The sequence below is a fragment of the Bradyrhizobium sp. CSS354 genome, from assembly GCF_029051725.1.
Taxonomy (GTDB): Bacteria; Pseudomonadota; Alphaproteobacteria; order Rhizobiales; family Xanthobacteraceae; genus Bradyrhizobium.
The window spans coordinates 157,027-171,525 of record NZ_JAACFU010000014.1 but is presented as its reverse complement, the minus strand read 5'-3'; the positions used below and the strand labels follow the sequence as shown (position 1 = coordinate 171,525).

Here is a 14,499-nt window from a genome sequence, read left to right as displayed (position 1 = left end):
CACGCTCCCTGACAAGCTTGACCGCCTCGATCTTGAACTCTCGAGTGAATTTGCGTCTCTGCATAGCCCACCTCCGGCTTGATCAAACACCCTATCTCGGTGTCCTTCAAACCGGCAGCAGCTCAATGTATCCGACTATGAGAGAGAGCTAGCCAAAGAGCGGTCGGGCTTGGCAACACGGATCGCGCGGCAGTTTAGACTGCTTGAAATAGCTTCGGCCAATGAAGGACCCGAGACAGCCGCGTCAACTCAAGGATAATCATGTCGGATCGCCGGAAGATCGATCGTTCGGACGTCGACTTGGTCGCCTACATTTTTGGAGATGGCGGCAGCCAACGCTGCCGCGTGTTCAACATCTCGGAGGACGGGGCTGGGATCGAGTTACCGACAAAGATGCACATGCGTGCCACATTCAAGATGATGTTGGAAAGAGACCGTATCATCAGAGATTGTCGTCTCGTTTGGTCTAGTGATACTCGCATCGGCGTCGTGTTCAAAGCCGATTGAGTCGGCTCTGGTAGGTTGTCGGTGCCAGCCAAGTGCACCGCGGGACAAGGTCGGGGAGTGTTACCAGGCTGTCTAGCGCGAGGCGTCGAGCGTTGTTGCTGCGGGTCAACGACGACACACGCGGCGGGAGCTGCGAGGAGGGCGCCCGATGATTCGCTTCGCAGGACCCTGTCGTTTCTGACAGGTGCGGACCTCCCGACATGTGGGCATGATTGCGGCTTAAGAACGAGGGCCGCGAATATGCGACGTTACTCCTTCCCGATTTTCCACAACGGCGAGACACAGGCGGACGATGTGGGCGAGATGTTTAGCTCTGCTGAGCTAGCCGTCCAGTACGGCGCCCGTGTCGCTCGGGATATCGCAAGCGATCCCGATTGCGACCATGATGCGGGCACGATCGTGCTCGTAGTTGACGCCTCTGGTGCTGAGATCGCGCGGCATATGGTCTAGGGGGCGGGCGGACGAGGAACTCTTCGGTAGATGATGTAGGGTCTGCTCCTATCGCTGATAGGATGAGCGGGACGTCTTCTGGTCTATCAGAATCGTAGCGTGGTGTCGGAGGCGATGACCGGCACTTCCATTCCGTGTTTCTCTAACAATAGCTCAGCAGCTAGTTTCTGGTTCTGTTGGTCGCGATGAGGCCCGACGATTATCTTCTTAATCGGAAGCGGGTGACCTGACTCTCAAACAATCTGATGAAGGGCACCATTGATCCGCCGGTGCCTTCTCGGAAGTTGCGAGGCTTCCACTGGCGCTTATCCACTTCAATGGTGAGCTTGGGCGACCTCGTTGGGAGAGCCACTATCCTGTACTCGTTCTCCTCCTCAAATCTAGGGCTCTTAAGGAAGGGGACAGCTTGCACGAAAGCTCCAATATAGCTCGTCAGCTCACGCTCTCCGAGGATCTCTGCGACATCCGGGCGCCTTGCCAGATTCGGGGCCGCGGCCTCGAAGACCGCCTTCAAAGAAGCATTGGCCATGCCGATGAAATTCTCCAGCCCTGCCACCTTCTTGTGATCGTCATATGAAACTCGTCGCGTGATCATTGATTGATACGAAAATCGCTCGTTCTCAGCGTTGGTTAGATCGTCAATCCTTGCTTCATCGAATTCAATTGCGAATCCGCCCCTTCCGTAGCCGCTCCATTGACTCAGCAAGCCGTGTTCACTTGCTGGCGATCCATTCTTATGAAGGCAAAACGACGTAATGTGAATCGGCGATCCCGAATCTATGGCTCTGGAAATTGAATTAACGACCCGCTCGGCCTCGGTGGCCATCCCATTGTCGCCAAGCTGCGAAAGCAATTCTGGTTTGAAGGCACCTCGCGATGTTAGTTCCGGCACAATCTTTTCGAACTCACCTCTTATTTGTGAAGCGAGCAGAGTACTCAGTAGCTGGCACTCGGCGGTGTCGTTCAGAAAACTCGCATGTGTCGCCCATAAGGTGTTAGATTCGACGATGCCAATAAGACCAGTGGCAGTGGTGTAGTGAAACAGAGAGTGGTCCGGGTCTACGGTTCGTTTGGCAGGCGCACTATGATCGACGCGACCGACCAATTCCGGAGTGTCGCCGGAGACACTCTTATTTTTTATAAGTTTGCCCAGCCCGCTCTCTGTGCTTCCGCGGCGTTTTCCCCGCTTGCTCATGCTGCGTGAACTTTCTCCATCACAGACTTCAACCGCAACCGCAGCGAGAGCGCAAGGCGCAGCGCACCATATGGCGCCAATCTTTAGTTGGGGATACCAAGCGCCGATCTCTTTACCGCCGCGACTCAGTGCTCGCGATCGCGCCTCGCTCGCAGCCGTTTTCTTGATGCGGAATCGTGGCAGTGATATCCGCGTCTCTACCCGAGGATTGTCGCCATGCCGCAACCCCGAAGCACAAGGTCAGCGTCAAGGCGGTAGCCAACAGCAGCACGGACAAAACCGGCTCACGCGCACCCCCACAGCGGGAACATGGTGAGGCAGCGAGCACGCAGGGTCGAAAAATGCAGGCCGGCTGACCTAGAGACAGTTTTCCCCAGGTTGTAAAACGGTGGACTAGCACCTTCGACCTCGGACCGGCCCCGACTCAGGCGCGGCCTTCCACAGCGCGATGATGCGCGTTGCGGAGGAGGGCATGTCCCAAGCATATCGATCGCATGAGGAGCGTAGCGCGAGGGGTGAGGCTAGAGGTTGGCTGTATCTTTTCAGAATAAGCCCCATTGCGCGCGCCATTCGCCTCACGGATCCGGCGTGCCGACCGAGTTGAGCCGCTATCTCCGACACGACACGGCGACGCGCAGACTCAGCATCCACGCTGCCAAAGCCGGCGCCACGAAGGTCGGCCTCATGAGCAGTGCGAACGACACTGGTTCGCGATCGCGCCTCGACCTTCGTCCTGGGGCTGGCCGGCATTGCCCCCGACGCTGCAGCGGGCCATCAGCACCGCGGCGGTGCTCGCGCGGGATACCTGATCGACCTGCGGGATGAGCAGACGGTGCCGGGACTGGTGATCGTGGTCCACGAGAAGGCGCCGGCTGCCGATCAGGCGGGTCTCGTGATCGACGTCACGCCAAACGCTGGTTCGTGAGCGCGCCCCTTGGGATCACCGCTGAGTCCTTGCTGCGGCCGGGCCATTTGGCATTGACTTGAGCCCGAAGATGATCGAGCCCACGAGCTAGGCGCCAGGACATTGCTTTCTCCACAAAAAAGCCGCCAGAAGGCGGCTGTTGATCTGTTAAACCCTGTGCTAAATACTGTCCGTTTTGCGGGCAGGTTCAGCATGTCTGACGAGGCTAACCGGACGGATCAGGACTGGCGCGAGCAGCTCCGCGTTTTCGTCATAGTCTGGGGGGTCGTGTTCTCCTTCGCTGCGTTTCTAAAGCTCGGGGCCTTCGCGTATTTCACAAACAACGATCTCAAGAAGGCAGAGGCTGGCGCTGCTTATTGGCAGAAACTGGCGAACGACTGTCAGCAGAGGACTCATCAATGAAGCTTCTTCCATTTAGAAAACCGGACCAGAAAAAGCCGGAACGCAAGCCGATCAAAGAACCGCGTGAGCCGAATTTCACGCCAGAGCCGCTAGACCCAACCAACCACCCGGACTGAACCTATGGTCGTCTTCTTGAATGTGATTGGCGGCTTGTTTTTATTGGCCGGCGGGATTGCGCTAAAGATTAGCAAGGAGTGCTGGAACGCTGTCGATCGCCGGAAAGCGCGTGCCGATGTCAAAATTCAAAACCGTTCCCACCGACGTTAGACGCCGACGCGACTTGCGCTGCCTAGCTTCAAGACACCGCAATGTCGTATGGCGGTCTACCCATGCTCATCCTTGACCGCAGCAAAAACGACACTTCGGTGGTCCTAGACCTCCTGCGCGCCTCGGCTGCACAGATTGTCTGCGTTGGCCACGCGCTCAATCATTCGCCGCTCGGGCCATCAAGTCTCCCGAACGTTGGTGTCTTGCTGTTCTTCTTGATCTCAGGTTTTTTGATCGCCAACGTGCTGACGACAAAATCGGAGCGCCCTAGCTACACCATCGCGGAGTACGGGATTGAGCGCTTCGCTCGGATCTATACGCCGTACCTCCCCGCGATTTTACTCATTGCTTTGATAGAACTCGCCATGCGCTCAAGCGGTTATCTGATCGAGGGCGCGCACGACATGTGGACGTTGTTCGGTTCTCTCATCATGCGCCAAAGCCTGCCGGGATGGCCCAGCGTTCCAGCCTACGGCACAGCCGGACAAATGACCTCCGTGGCGGTCGAGTTTCACATCTACTATTTCGTGGGCGGACTGTTCTTCCTTCTCAAAGGTCGGAACGTCATTTTGTCCGCTCTTACGGCTGTGATCTTTGCCTCAGTACCGCTTGCGTATCTTAACTACGTGCCAGGCGGCGACCGATCTCTCTTTGCGATGTGGCTGATAGGTTTTGCCGTCTATTTCACCGTCTCTTCGGTTGCGATCGACCGGCGTCTCGCAGCGCTGTCTTTGGTGGGATTCGCTTGGTGCTCCTACGAATGGGCTACAAACAGAGGGCCTAACGACTACGATCCGTCAAACTTTCCGATGCTCGGGTTTTCGTTCCTCTGCCTGATGATCCTCACGCAGTACACCAAAATCATTCCGGATCTGGCCGCAAACGCCATCACCTTCTTTGCCGATTATTCCTACTCCCTGTTCCTGATCCATCTGACGCTGATCCGCGTGATCCTCGAACTGCTACCCCCGAGCGGATTACTTGACGTGCTTCTGGTCGTGGCAGTCGCAAACCTTGCGGCCTACGTTTTTTACCTGATTTTCGAACGTCACTACCATCGTGTCGCCAGACTGCTAAAAAGGTTAGCGCGGGCGGGATATCAGTAGCGGCAACAGGCGCCTACAATGGCTCGCCACCGAGTGGCAGCTGGAAACGCCCCGAAGGTTCTCCGATCGCCATCGGAAGCTCTGGTCGGCTACTGCACTCGCCACGGCTGCAGCTTCGACTGGATGCTCGAGGGCTGCCTCAAGGGCCTCAAACGGATGATGGATGCTCGGCGCGGGCGAGCAGCGGCTGTACCGAGCACCGCGGCCATAGTCGCGAAGTACGCGCAGCTCTCCCCGGAGGAGCAGGCGATCGTGACTGCCGAGATCAAGCGCATCTTGGAGCGAGACCAATGAAGCGGCGGCGCAGGATCCACCGAAAGCGCGACCGGCAGCGGCTGATGACGCACCGCTGGCGGCTCAGGCGGTAACCTGACGTCAATGGGTAGCACGGTACGATTGACCATCGCGGATTGGTGACGAGTACCGCGGTACGCATGGGCATTGAGAACCCGTCGGCTACCGGAGCCGGCGGGTTTTTATATGTTGGAGCTTGGGAGAGATGGCCGCCGGTTCACGCTGGCGGGCCGGCCCCTTAGTAGCGCTCATAATACCTTGGCGCGTATCTATGTCGGTGAGGTCGGTAATCGCCGTCACCGTAGCCGTATGGGACGTAACGAGGTCTCGCGTAGGCGCCGGGGGCGTGATAGCCGTTCGGATAGCAGCGACCGTTCGAATAATTGAAGTCGTAGCCATGCGGACACGAGCCGGCGCCTCTTCCTGGGAATTGGACCTGTTGAATTTGAGATTCTTCCTGGACAGGCGCGGCCGATATTGGCCCGAGGGCAGCCAGCGCCAGTATCGCAGCTTGAATAAGCACCGTTTCTCTCCCTCTTGGTCGATCTGTAACGAAAGGCGGGGAAGCGAGTTCCCGCAACAGAGCTTTTAGTGCATTGAGGCACAATGGCTACTGAACGCAGCATTCACTTGCGGTTCACCGTTCACGCTGGCGGGCTACTCGTCAGATGCCCAAAGCGCGGGCTAGCCGTCTTGGCAGGGAATACCGAAGTTGTCACAGGCGAGAGCGAATGACTCTTTTGCCTTTGCATTCTCGAAGCAGAAGCGAGTGCCGACCTGCGCCTGATCGACCCACCAATCGACGTTACTGCCCTTCGCGATGCGGGAGGCTTCGCCCCGTAACAGGTCCAGTTGTCTTCCCGCAGCACGAACAATCAGGCAATTTTTTTCTTTGGACACAATACCTTCTCCAATGGGACAGGACGCCGAACTCACTGGCACAAGTACGGCGGCCAGATTGATGGCTTTAGCCACCTCCGGCAGCCCCAGCTCTGGGGCAATGACGGGATTGCGAGCTGGGGCCGGACACGCCCTCCGGGGGGCGCTGGGCAAACGTGGCAACAGCAGCAAGGTGCCAAAGCGCGAAGGGCCGCTGTGGTGAGACAGCGGCCCTCTTTCCGGGTTTCAAAATGTTCGAATGAAATCGCTGCGCCTCCCCGGTGCTGCCTAGTTTTCCCGGTCGCCTATGTTCCAGCCATCACAATTGTTATTTTGGAGTCAGAAGTTTTCTACGTCCTTTTCGCCCTTGTGTATCTGTTGATACCTCCCGCCCGGTTGTGGTTTGCTACCGTTTCCCAACGATGGGGGCGACATGGACCAGCTAAAGAAAGCACCGGGGCAACTCGACCCCCCTTGCTGTCCGAATTGCCGCGTCAATATGAGATGGGTCCGCTCTGAGCTGGTGCGAAATACCCCGAAAGGGATCATGGCGCACCTTTTCGTCTGCCCAAACTGCAACCGCGCTCAACGGACGGACACGAAATTCACTCCGGCTTCGCGTCCCGCCTGACAAACTGGCGGCCCCTCGTTTTCGTAACGGGAGGAAGGTAAGGCCCCGCCTCAGGGCTTAGAGACGGTCCCGGCTGGCTGGGGGGCCTGGGGCTGGTGCCGGGACCGCTCCGCCAGCTCGGAGAGCGTGAGCTAGCGAAACAGCAAGCCGGGCAACGATGCTAGGTTCCTACCTGAGCGCCAGCATATCCCAGAAGTCAGCAGCCGCACATAGGTGCCGCTCTCATGTAGCTCCAGCCAGCCCTTTTCGACAGCGCACCTGATGCCGGCGCCGAACTCCGCGCCGCTTGCCTTAAGCGTGTAGAGGAACGGGTAATTGATCTTCTCGATGTGGACACGGCCGTCCTGGACAGGCTCTATGCCGGCGGCGAGCTCGATCAGCTTGCGGGCTGCGGCTTGTGGATCGGCAAAAGGGCGTTCGGTGACGTGCTTCATCGCTGGAATCAAAACCTCAGTCCCATGCTTGGCCTGACTTGACCGCGACTGTCATGCCAGTTCGGGACGATATGCACAGATCCTGCGGCGCCGCATGCCGAGCAGACCATGCGCAACCCGACGCTCGACCACGGTTGATCCTGCGGGAGTGTCTCGAGCCGCACGTCAACCCTGCGATCGCAACGGCCGTTCAGGCACTGGATGCTGCAGGTCACATGCCCGTCAGCCACCCATTCCGCAGGGCTGCGGGGCGGATAGTGACCGGCCCATTTGGTGTATCGACGGGGACTGCGCATGCCAACATCAAAGCGGCATCGTCGGTCTTCGCAAATTATCGATTCCTAGTAGGTCCGGGCGGGCGCGAACTACCGGTTGTCCTAGGTGGGGAAAAGTCGCTCGAAACGTCCGCCGGTCAGAGCGGCAGGTGCTCGCCTGAGCGACAAGCCAAAATGACGCCGCCGGGCTCAAAACACATGTCCCGGCGGCGATGGGTTTAGTCCAGCCCCGAGAGGGATTAACAAAATCCCGGATACTGATACTACGAACAGAAGCGCGCGAAGTTTCAGTGCACCTCTCGTTAATTGCAATTCGAGGGCCCGCCGTTTGACGCTGGCGGCCTTTCAGCTTGATCCAGCTGCTGACGATCCTTTGACATGGATCAAGGAGGGCGCCGGCCAGCCATCCATCATCTCCATTGCTGGGCCTGTCCTTCTCCAAAAATGAGCCCAGTGTTCAACAAGGCCCGGCTGGGTCCCGATCCCCAGCCGGGCTTTATTCTTGTCATGAACTCCCAGATGCCGAATCGACCTGAGCACACTGAGACGGGAAATTACGGGCCGGCTGCCCTTTGATCTATCTCAACGCCCGCGTTCGGTTCTCCGCGACCCTCGGGCATGAAACCGCCTGACGAGCCTCACCGGGCTAAAGAGGTACCTGAGCCCAAGCCCACGCGATCGGAGGAGGCTGGCGTCGTCGAGGAGTAACGATCTGCGGGAGATCGTCAGGAAGCTCCGTCGGCGCCTCAATGGAGGGGCTGCCGCCTGAGACGCTGACGAGAAGGCCCGCCGGTTCGCTGGCGGGCCTCTCTCCCAGGGCGAATTGGTGCTATAATTGAGGATCGATTCTTCGGGCAATCGTTGGATGGGCATGCGCATCCAAGTCTTGATATGGGCAGGTTCGCTGACCCTCGGCGGTCTCGTCGTCTCAGCTTGCGCGCATTCACCTGATTCCAACTCGTCATCAGCAATTGGCTCTGGGGCGCCATGGGCGCGAGACCTCAACGAGCCGCCCCCAAGTAGAGAACCCGCTGGTGCGGCAATGCCGCAGTTAAAGGCGGATCTAGATGCTGCGCGCGTGAAAGCTTCTCGCTAGCTAAAATGCCGGCCGGTTCACGCTGGCGGCCCCGCTGTTCTCCGGGCGAGAACAGATTGTGATAATTAAAATGTTCGTTTGTTCGCACCGCGTGTATTTATAAGCGGAACACCGAGAACTAAGGCCGCCTCAGTTGGGGGCATGGTCGTATGCGCCGGGTTCACGCTGGCGGGCGTTATACGTTGGTCCCCATCTTGGGAGGGGCAAAGTCAGGCCGAACATCGGCGCCCCGGCTACCGCAGCCTTGGCAGACGAAGCGCTGCTCGAGCTCGGAGAGCCTTACACTGTAAGGCCAGCGGTCCGCGTCCAGGGCAATGTGACGGCCGCAATGGCAATAGACCAGCACGCCGCGCAGGCCCATCTCGCGCATCTCGCCGAAGATGATCGATCGCCGGTTGGCGCCGTTAATCGAAGTCGCTAGTGCAATGCGGCCAGCGGAGCATGCGCAATGGCGTTGCCATCCTCGTCGTAAACGACGATGCACATTCCCTTACAACTTAGCTCGGGCATTTCCGCGAGGATCTCTTGCGCCAGCACGGACGCAAACTCTTGCGCCTCATCCCGATCCAAGATGATAGGGGCGAGATCGGATTCGAACTCGGTCAGATTGCTTATGCTGTAAGTGCAAAGAAGCATGGCTGCTGTCCTCGCCTTGCCGCAGGGGTATCTCAGTAGCGGCTTAGAGGCGGCCCCGGCTTCATTGGGTCTGGAGATTCAAAGGCCGGGGCCGCTCCGCCAGCTTGGGCGAGCTAGCAAAACCTTCAAGCTTTCCTCTGCGCGTTCGTTCCTCGCTAGTGCGTAGACAAGGAACCGCTGAACCCGCGAACGGTTGGACCACAAGTCTCTGGCTTCGTTTCGCGTATACGCCTGAGGCAAATAGGGAAGGTAATCCTCGGCCTCAGGTCCACCCCGTCCTGGGGTCGCTTTTTTGGCCAGCCATTCCGTCAACCGATTCACATAGTGAAATGCCAACCTTGGGAGCGATGCGGCATCGTCTTGGCACGTCGCGGCTTCGACGGTGGCATCTTCGGAAGCCCCCCTTCCCCAAGAGGCTGTCACCGCTTGAAGTCGCGGCGCCCAATAGGACGGCGTCCGCTCTCCGGGGCTGTTTCTATTTCCCGCTCAGCGCCGCGGCGATCTTGCCTGCAATCAGATCCGCAGCCCGCTTTGCAGGATCGACGGCAATATGCGCGTAGCGCGCCGTGGTGCTGGCCTGACTATGCCCCAACAGGCGCCCGATAATAGGAAGGCCAAGATCGGAGCCCGCCCCGACGCTGGCGAAGCTATGGCGTAGGTCATGGATCCTCACATCATCAATCCCAGCGCGCTTGCGGACTGCACGCCATGGTCGGTTTAGATCGAAGCGTGGGGTTTCGTCTTTCGTGCCGGCCGACTCACCTGCGATCACATAGACCCCGATCCGGGGTAGGGCGTCCAAAATTGCGATAGCGGGCGCGGACAGGACAACCGTCTTCTGGCCGGTCTTGGAATCCGGCAGGAATAGGAGACCGCGGCCTGCGTCGTATTCCTTCCAACGAAGATCGAGAATCTCGCGCAATCTGCAGCCGGTGAACAACAGCAAACGCAATGCTGCTGCGGCATGCTGATCGATCTTGGTTAGGCGATTCTCAGGCTTGGGGGCGTGCTTGGTCTTCTTCGTCGGATCAGGCTTCCACGGAATGCCAGCGCTTTCAGCCTCACGGAGAGCGTCACCCAGGCGCTGTAGTTCTTCCCCGGTCAGGTAACGCTGCCGCTGCTTCTCGTCGAAATGCTCGATGCCAACGGCGGGATTCTCAGCGCCCTTCGGTAAAATCTTCTCCCTGAGCCCGAACGCCCAGATGGCGCCGATTAATGCCACAACGCGGTTCGCGGCGACTTTGTGCGTCTCGCCTATCCTGTTGTGAAGGCGGCTCACGTCGGAGTGCGTGACAGCCGTGGCTTTCTTCCTGCCGAGGGCAGGGCGAATGTGGTTTTTGATATATCCGCCGTTCAACCGAATGGTCCCAGCCTTCCGCTTCGGCTCAAGATGTTTGGTGGTGAAGGCGTCTAGCAATTCATCAACCGTTTCGGCCTTCCTGGCGGCGCCGCGCTCAGCGGCTGGGTCAGCACCCAGCTTCACCTTGGCAAGTAGCTTTTCAGCGGCTTCCCGGGCCTTCTCAGGCGACAGCGTTGCGGGGGTACCAATCACCATGCGCCGCTTGCTGACGCGCCTACCGCCTTCGCCTGGCCGATATTCGACTATCCAGGAGAGGGCGCCATTGGCTGTGGCTTTGACGCCAAAACCCGTCAGGTCGGAGTCATAGAAAATCGTTGTTTTCGTAACGGAAGGCAGGCCGGTAACGGCACGTCGTCCAAGCTTAAGGATTGGCATTGTTTCCCCCAGAGTCGCCACCGAGTAGCCACCGGGTTATGTATTGGGCGGAAACGACGGGAAAGCAACGGAAATGAGGTGGCGTTAAATATCCATGAAATTCAGTAACTTACGCAAAGAGCGGAAATCAGAGACACCAAGCGGCACCCACCGGAAAACAGTCTGCTAAGTTTTGGGTACTGCAGGTCGTTGGTTCGAATCCAGCTGCCCCGACCAGTCCGGAGTTCGGTCGGAACCGCACCAGAGAACAACGGCCATTCGGCGAGGCGCCAGAAGATCCAGGCGAGAGCGCAAGCAGCCGAGCATGGCGCGCGTTCAGTGCCGATGCCGGGAGCTGCCAAAAGCCTTCCTAAACCCTCGGCCCTCATTCTCTGCGCAACGCGACTTCGGCGCGATTTTTCAAGGCATTGGGCGGGTCGGGCGGAGCGGAAATCGTAAAACTTTGTCGAACCTTTAGGCGTCGCCCTAGACATATAGGTGTTGGGGGATTTCAGCGCCCAATGCCTAACGGACGCCGCCAAGCGATGATATTCCGCTTGCGCGGCGTTGCGCTTTTCCAACCATCAGTTCGTCGCGTACCAGCCGAACGGAAACGGCAGGAATGGCCAGGCCAGCTGATTGTCGTTGGCGGCCTTCCGCGGCTCTTGCTCCGGCGTCTTCGCGAGCGGCGCAGGCGGCGTCGATCGCAGCGCCAAGCGCAGACATGCACATTGCAAATTCATCGTGGTGGCCCCCGCCCATCAATAGTTTTCAAAAATTCGCGTCAGCCCGGAAATAACCGCGCGCCCTCAAAAAAATGACGCGCTCATTCTCAAATCGCACACAGTCTAGGAAAATCGGCGACCGCTTTCAACCGGTCTTGCCGCGCGCTCACAGGAAGTAAGGTTGATCGGTTAGGTTAAGGGCGAGCGGTTGTTGCGGCCGCCTTAGTGGCTGTTATCAGATCGGTCCGGCTCGCGATGGCTGCCTGAAACTCGTGCTCACACGACATCACAGTTCGTCGCAGCGCTCGTATCCTGTGAGTTCTGCATCATGTCTTTCGATCGCGACGTCCGAACCATCGGTCCGCAGGCGAGCTGGACCGAGATCTGGCATCTCTGGACCGTGTTCGTGCCGCGCCGCTCGATCAACGGCCAGCTGGTTTACGGCAAGGTCTGGCGCCGCCACGACGGCCGCGACTGGATCTACAAGAAGTTCACCGAGTACGACGGCGAAGTGGCGGCCTAGCAGGCCACGCCGCTTAACTCGAATGCCTCTCGCTCGCGGCCGATCCCGGCGTCTGCACACGCGGCAGCGGCAACTTGAAGTGACGCTTTGCATAAGCGACGATTTCGTTGTCGGAGGGATGATCGGCCGCCTCCACCGCGGCAATCCGCTCGGCAATATTGGGCGCGTGTGCGCGAATGTGGCTGGCAAGCTCCGTCTTCCCACTCGCCGGACCGATGATCAGGATTTCGCCAGCATCGGCGAGGACTTTGGTCACTTCGACAAGGAAAGCCTTGTCGGGTGCGGCATGGCCGCTGCCGATCGCGTTGGCCTTGTGATGAAGATGACGCGTCGCCAGCTGCGGATGCAGCGTGATTTCGTCCGAGCCGCTCAGACCGAGATGGAAGATCCGGGCCTGCGAATGGTCGATCCATACCACGGCGTGAAAATGAGAGGGCATGTGCTTGGGCCTTGTCCGAGGAGGGAGGGCGCCGACATCGCTGCGGCGGGGTGCGTCGCGGCGACATTAGGCCGACCGGCGCTGCCTTTGGTTGAGGCAGGTCAATCCGATCCCGGGCAAGCGAAACAGTCCCAGGGGACTAACCGGAGCCTGGAGAACCAGGCGTCCCCGGCTCAGCCTGCTTTTGCGGCCGCAGGCTTGGGCGACGGCGGCTTCAGCGGCTTGTCCTGCCTCTTCGACCAGGAGATGTAATAGGCCACCGTCGTCATGATCGCGATGCCGGCGACGCTGACGAAGATCTGCGCGAGCAGCGAGCCCGAGCTCATCGACAGCTCGAAATGACCGACGAAGGACAGGAACACGCCGACGCAGAACACGGCGAGCGACTGCTGGCCGCACACGATGATGGGGTCGAACCCTTTCCATTCTAGGCCCGGCCAGTCCTTCGGCACGAAGCGGATCACCAGGATCACGATCACGACGAAGTGGATGAAGCGGTAGGGCGCGAGGTTGGTCTTGTCGTTCGGGTTGAACGCCGAGAACAGCCATTCCGGGAACATGCCGCCGAGGGTCGGGAAGCGGCCAGCCATGGTCATGACCAGCGCGAACAGCATGTAACCGAGACAGAGCCACAGCGTGACCGGCGCGTTGATCAACGTCATCGAGCGCCGCGCGCCGCCCAGGGCGCACCAGGCGCCGAACACGAACAGCACCTGCCAGGCATACGGGTTGAAGTACCACTGTCCGGCCGGATAGGCGTTCAGGTTCAAACCGAAATGGCGCGCCGTCAGCCACAGCACGATGGACAGTGCCATCGTCAGGTCCGGCTTGCGCAGCATGAACCAGAGCACCGGCGGAAACAGCCCCATCAGCACGATGTAGAGTGGCAGCACGTCGAGATTGAGCGGCTTGAAGCGCAGGAACAGGCCCTGGCGCAGCGTCTCGGTGGCGTTGTCGACCAGGCCGGCGACGTTGAACTCGTTGATCATCTCGGAATCGCCGAAGCGCAGCGCCAGATAGCTGATCGAGGCGATGTAGATCACGAACAGAATGATGTGGGCGACGTAGAGCTGCCAGACCCGCTTGGTCAGCCTCGTGGCGCCGACCAGGAAGCCGCGCTCAAGCATCATCCGTGCATAGACGAAGGAGGCGGTGTAGCCGGAGATGAAGACGAACAGATCGGCGGCGTCGGAAAAGCCGTAATTGCGGGTGGTGATCCAGTTCACCACGTTGTCGGGGATATGGTCGAGGAAGATCGCCCAGTTCGCAATGCCGCGAAACAGGTCGAGCCTGAGGTCACGGCCCTTCTCGGGGAGCGTGGCATTGATGTTCAGGAAGGACATGCGACGGGAGCTTTCGGAGGGGACGGACAGGGAGAGGTCAACGAAGCAGGGTTACCGGGCGAGATCCCGGCGCGGAAGGCGGGTACGCAATTGTCACGATGCAGCATAATGATTATACCCATCGGCGAGGCATCCCGGGGGCCGGAATCACCGATCAGTTCCCAAAAGGTGTCTCTATACTATGCCCGCGGTTTCCACCAACTGCTACCGTGACGCATCGAAATCGAACGAAAAGACGAACAAGAGGCCCGGACCATCCATGACCGCACGCATTTTCAAGCCCGCCAAGAACGCGATGCAATCCGGCCGGTCGAAGACCAAGGAATGGCAGCTCGACTACGAGCCCGAGCAGCCGCGCGCGGTCGAGCCGCTGATGGGCTGGACCTCGTCCGGCGACATGAAGCAGCAGATCACGCTGCGCTTCCACAGCAAGGAAGAGGCCGTCGCCTATTGCGAGCGCAAGGGCATCGCCTACCAGGTGATCGAGCCGAAGGAATCGGTGCGCCGTCCGGTCGCCTATGCGGACAATTTCTCGTTCCGCCGCGGCGAGCCCTGGACGCATTGAAAGCGGGCCACGCGTCAAGACTCTCGTCATGCCTGGGCTTGCCGTCTTCGCTGAAGCTTCGCCGGCCCAACACCGAATGCCCGGCGAAGCCTT

General features: G+C 59.3%; 15 protein-coding genes. 7 read left to right on the top strand and 8 right to left on the bottom strand.

Annotated features, from left to right (window positions below; all coding sequences use genetic code 11):
- Positions 1–261 precede the first annotated feature (261 nt).
- On the top strand, positions 262–507 hold the full coding sequence (locus tag GWG67_RS28525; protein WP_275172655.1) for a PilZ domain-containing protein: 246 nt from the start codon (positions 262–264) through the stop codon (positions 505–507).
- 240 nt (positions 508–747) lie between these two features.
- The gene (locus GWG67_RS28520) at positions 748–957 is read left to right on the top strand and encodes a hypothetical protein (protein WP_275172654.1); all 210 of its coding nucleotides are present in this window, start codon (positions 748–750) and stop codon (positions 955–957) included.
- A 199-nt stretch (positions 958–1,156) separates the two neighbouring features.
- On the opposite strand, the gene GWG67_RS28515 is transcribed toward GWG67_RS28520, so the two are convergent.
- The gene (locus GWG67_RS28515) at positions 1,157–2,152 is read right to left on the bottom strand and encodes a DUF2971 domain-containing protein (protein ID WP_275172653.1); all 996 of its coding nucleotides are present in this window, start codon (positions 2,150–2,152) and stop codon (positions 1,157–1,159) included.
- Positions 2,153–2,843: 691 nt separating this feature from the next.
- Between GWG67_RS28515 and GWG67_RS28510 the strand changes: the two genes are divergently transcribed.
- From GWG67_RS28510 to GWG67_RS28500, 3 genes are all read left to right on the top strand, one after another.
- A complete protein-coding gene (locus tag GWG67_RS28510; RefSeq protein ID WP_275172652.1) occupies positions 2,844–3,077 on the top strand; it encodes a hypothetical protein in 234 nt (77 codons plus the stop codon).
- A 192-nt stretch (positions 3,078–3,269) separates the two neighbouring features.
- Positions 3,270–3,479, top strand: coding sequence for a hypothetical protein (locus GWG67_RS28505; RefSeq protein WP_275172651.1), 210 nt, complete (start codon positions 3,270–3,272; stop codon positions 3,477–3,479).
- A 329-nt stretch (positions 3,480–3,808) separates the two neighbouring features.
- The gene (locus GWG67_RS28500) at positions 3,809–4,852 is read left to right on the top strand and encodes an acyltransferase (RefSeq protein ID WP_275172650.1); all 1,044 of its coding nucleotides are present in this window, start codon (positions 3,809–3,811) and stop codon (positions 4,850–4,852) included.
- A 978-nt stretch (positions 4,853–5,830) separates the two neighbouring features.
- On the opposite strand, the gene GWG67_RS28495 is transcribed toward GWG67_RS28500, so the two are convergent.
- The 5 genes from GWG67_RS28495 to GWG67_RS28475 all read right to left on the bottom strand — a co-directional run bounded on the left by GWG67_RS28495 (position 5,831) and on the right by GWG67_RS28475 (position 10,832).
- Positions 5,831–6,121, bottom strand: a complete 291-nt coding sequence (locus tag GWG67_RS28495; RefSeq protein WP_275172649.1) for a hypothetical protein — start codon at positions 6,119–6,121, stop codon at positions 5,831–5,833.
- 666 nt (positions 6,122–6,787) lie between these two features.
- Positions 6,788–7,090, bottom strand: a complete 303-nt coding sequence (locus GWG67_RS28490; RefSeq protein WP_275172648.1) for a hypothetical protein — start codon at positions 7,088–7,090, stop codon at positions 6,788–6,790.
- A 1,546-nt stretch (positions 7,091–8,636) separates the two neighbouring features.
- The gene (locus tag GWG67_RS28485; protein ID WP_275172661.1) at positions 8,637–8,888 is read right to left on the bottom strand and encodes a hypothetical protein; all 252 of its coding nucleotides are present in this window, start codon (positions 8,886–8,888) and stop codon (positions 8,637–8,639) included.
- On the bottom strand, positions 8,879–9,097 hold the full coding sequence (locus GWG67_RS28480) for a hypothetical protein (protein WP_275172663.1): 219 nt from the start codon (positions 9,095–9,097) through the stop codon (positions 8,879–8,881). Before GWG67_RS28480 ends, GWG67_RS28485 begins: the two co-directional genes overlap by 10 nt.
- A gap of 475 nt (positions 9,098–9,572) precedes the next feature.
- The gene (locus tag GWG67_RS28475; RefSeq protein WP_275172647.1) at positions 9,573–10,832 is read right to left on the bottom strand and encodes a site-specific integrase; all 1,260 of its coding nucleotides are present in this window, start codon (positions 10,830–10,832) and stop codon (positions 9,573–9,575) included.
- A 1,032-nt stretch (positions 10,833–11,864) separates the two neighbouring features.
- Between GWG67_RS28475 and GWG67_RS28470 the strand changes: the two genes are divergently transcribed.
- On the top strand, positions 11,865–12,059 hold the full coding sequence (locus tag GWG67_RS28470; RefSeq protein WP_275172646.1) for a hypothetical protein: 195 nt from the start codon (positions 11,865–11,867) through the stop codon (positions 12,057–12,059).
- Between the two features lie 13 nt (positions 12,060–12,072).
- Here the strand turns inward: GWG67_RS28470 and GWG67_RS28465 are convergent, their stop codons facing one another.
- Together GWG67_RS28465 and GWG67_RS28460 are read right to left on the bottom strand one after the other, a co-directional pair.
- Positions 12,073–12,498, bottom strand: coding sequence for a translational machinery protein (locus GWG67_RS28465; protein ID WP_275172645.1), 426 nt, complete (start codon positions 12,496–12,498; stop codon positions 12,073–12,075).
- Between the two features lie 173 nt (positions 12,499–12,671).
- Positions 12,672–13,841 carry an OpgC domain-containing protein gene (locus tag GWG67_RS28460; protein WP_275172644.1) on the bottom strand — a complete coding sequence of 390 codons (1,170 nt, stop codon included), beginning with the start codon at positions 13,839–13,841 and terminating at the stop codon, positions 12,672–12,674.
- Positions 13,842–14,100: 259 nt separating this feature from the next.
- Between GWG67_RS28460 and GWG67_RS28455 the strand changes: the two genes are divergently transcribed.
- Entirely contained in the window at positions 14,101–14,406 is a 306-nt protein-coding gene (locus GWG67_RS28455) for an ETC complex I subunit (protein WP_028136563.1), read from the top strand.
- Positions 14,407–14,499 lie beyond the last annotated feature (93 nt).

Excerpts from the sequence above, each read along its gene's own strand:
- GWG67_RS28525 (WP_275172655.1), top strand. The coding sequence starts at position 262 with ATGTCGGATCGCCGGAAGATCGATCGTTCGGACGTCGACTTGGTCGCC.
- GWG67_RS28520 (WP_275172654.1), top strand. The coding sequence starts at position 748 with ATGCGACGTTACTCCTTCCCGATTTTCCACAACGGCGAGACACAGGCG.
- GWG67_RS28515 (WP_275172653.1), bottom strand. The coding sequence starts at position 2,152 with ATGAGCAAGCGGGGAAAACGCCGCGGAAGCACAGAGAGCGGGCTGGGC.
- GWG67_RS28505 (WP_275172651.1), top strand. The coding sequence starts at position 3,270 with ATGTCTGACGAGGCTAACCGGACGGATCAGGACTGGCGCGAGCAGCTC.
- GWG67_RS28500 (WP_275172650.1), top strand. The coding sequence starts at position 3,809 with ATGCTCATCCTTGACCGCAGCAAAAACGACACTTCGGTGGTCCTAGAC.
- GWG67_RS28490 (WP_275172648.1), bottom strand. The coding sequence starts at position 7,090 with ATGAAGCACGTCACCGAACGCCCTTTTGCCGATCCACAAGCCGCAGCC.
- GWG67_RS28480 (WP_275172663.1), bottom strand. The coding sequence starts at position 9,097 with ATGCTTCTTTGCACTTACAGCATAAGCAATCTGACCGAGTTCGAATCC.
- GWG67_RS28475 (WP_275172647.1), bottom strand. The coding sequence starts at position 10,832 with ATGCCAATCCTTAAGCTTGGACGACGTGCCGTTACCGGCCTGCCTTCC.
- GWG67_RS28470 (WP_275172646.1), top strand. The coding sequence starts at position 11,865 with ATGTCTTTCGATCGCGACGTCCGAACCATCGGTCCGCAGGCGAGCTGG.
- GWG67_RS28465 (WP_275172645.1), bottom strand. The coding sequence starts at position 12,498 with ATGCCCTCTCATTTTCACGCCGTGGTATGGATCGACCATTCGCAGGCC.
- GWG67_RS28460 (WP_275172644.1), bottom strand. The coding sequence starts at position 13,841 with ATGTCCTTCCTGAACATCAATGCCACGCTCCCCGAGAAGGGCCGTGAC.
- GWG67_RS28455 (WP_028136563.1), top strand. The coding sequence starts at position 14,101 with ATGACCGCACGCATTTTCAAGCCCGCCAAGAACGCGATGCAATCCGGC.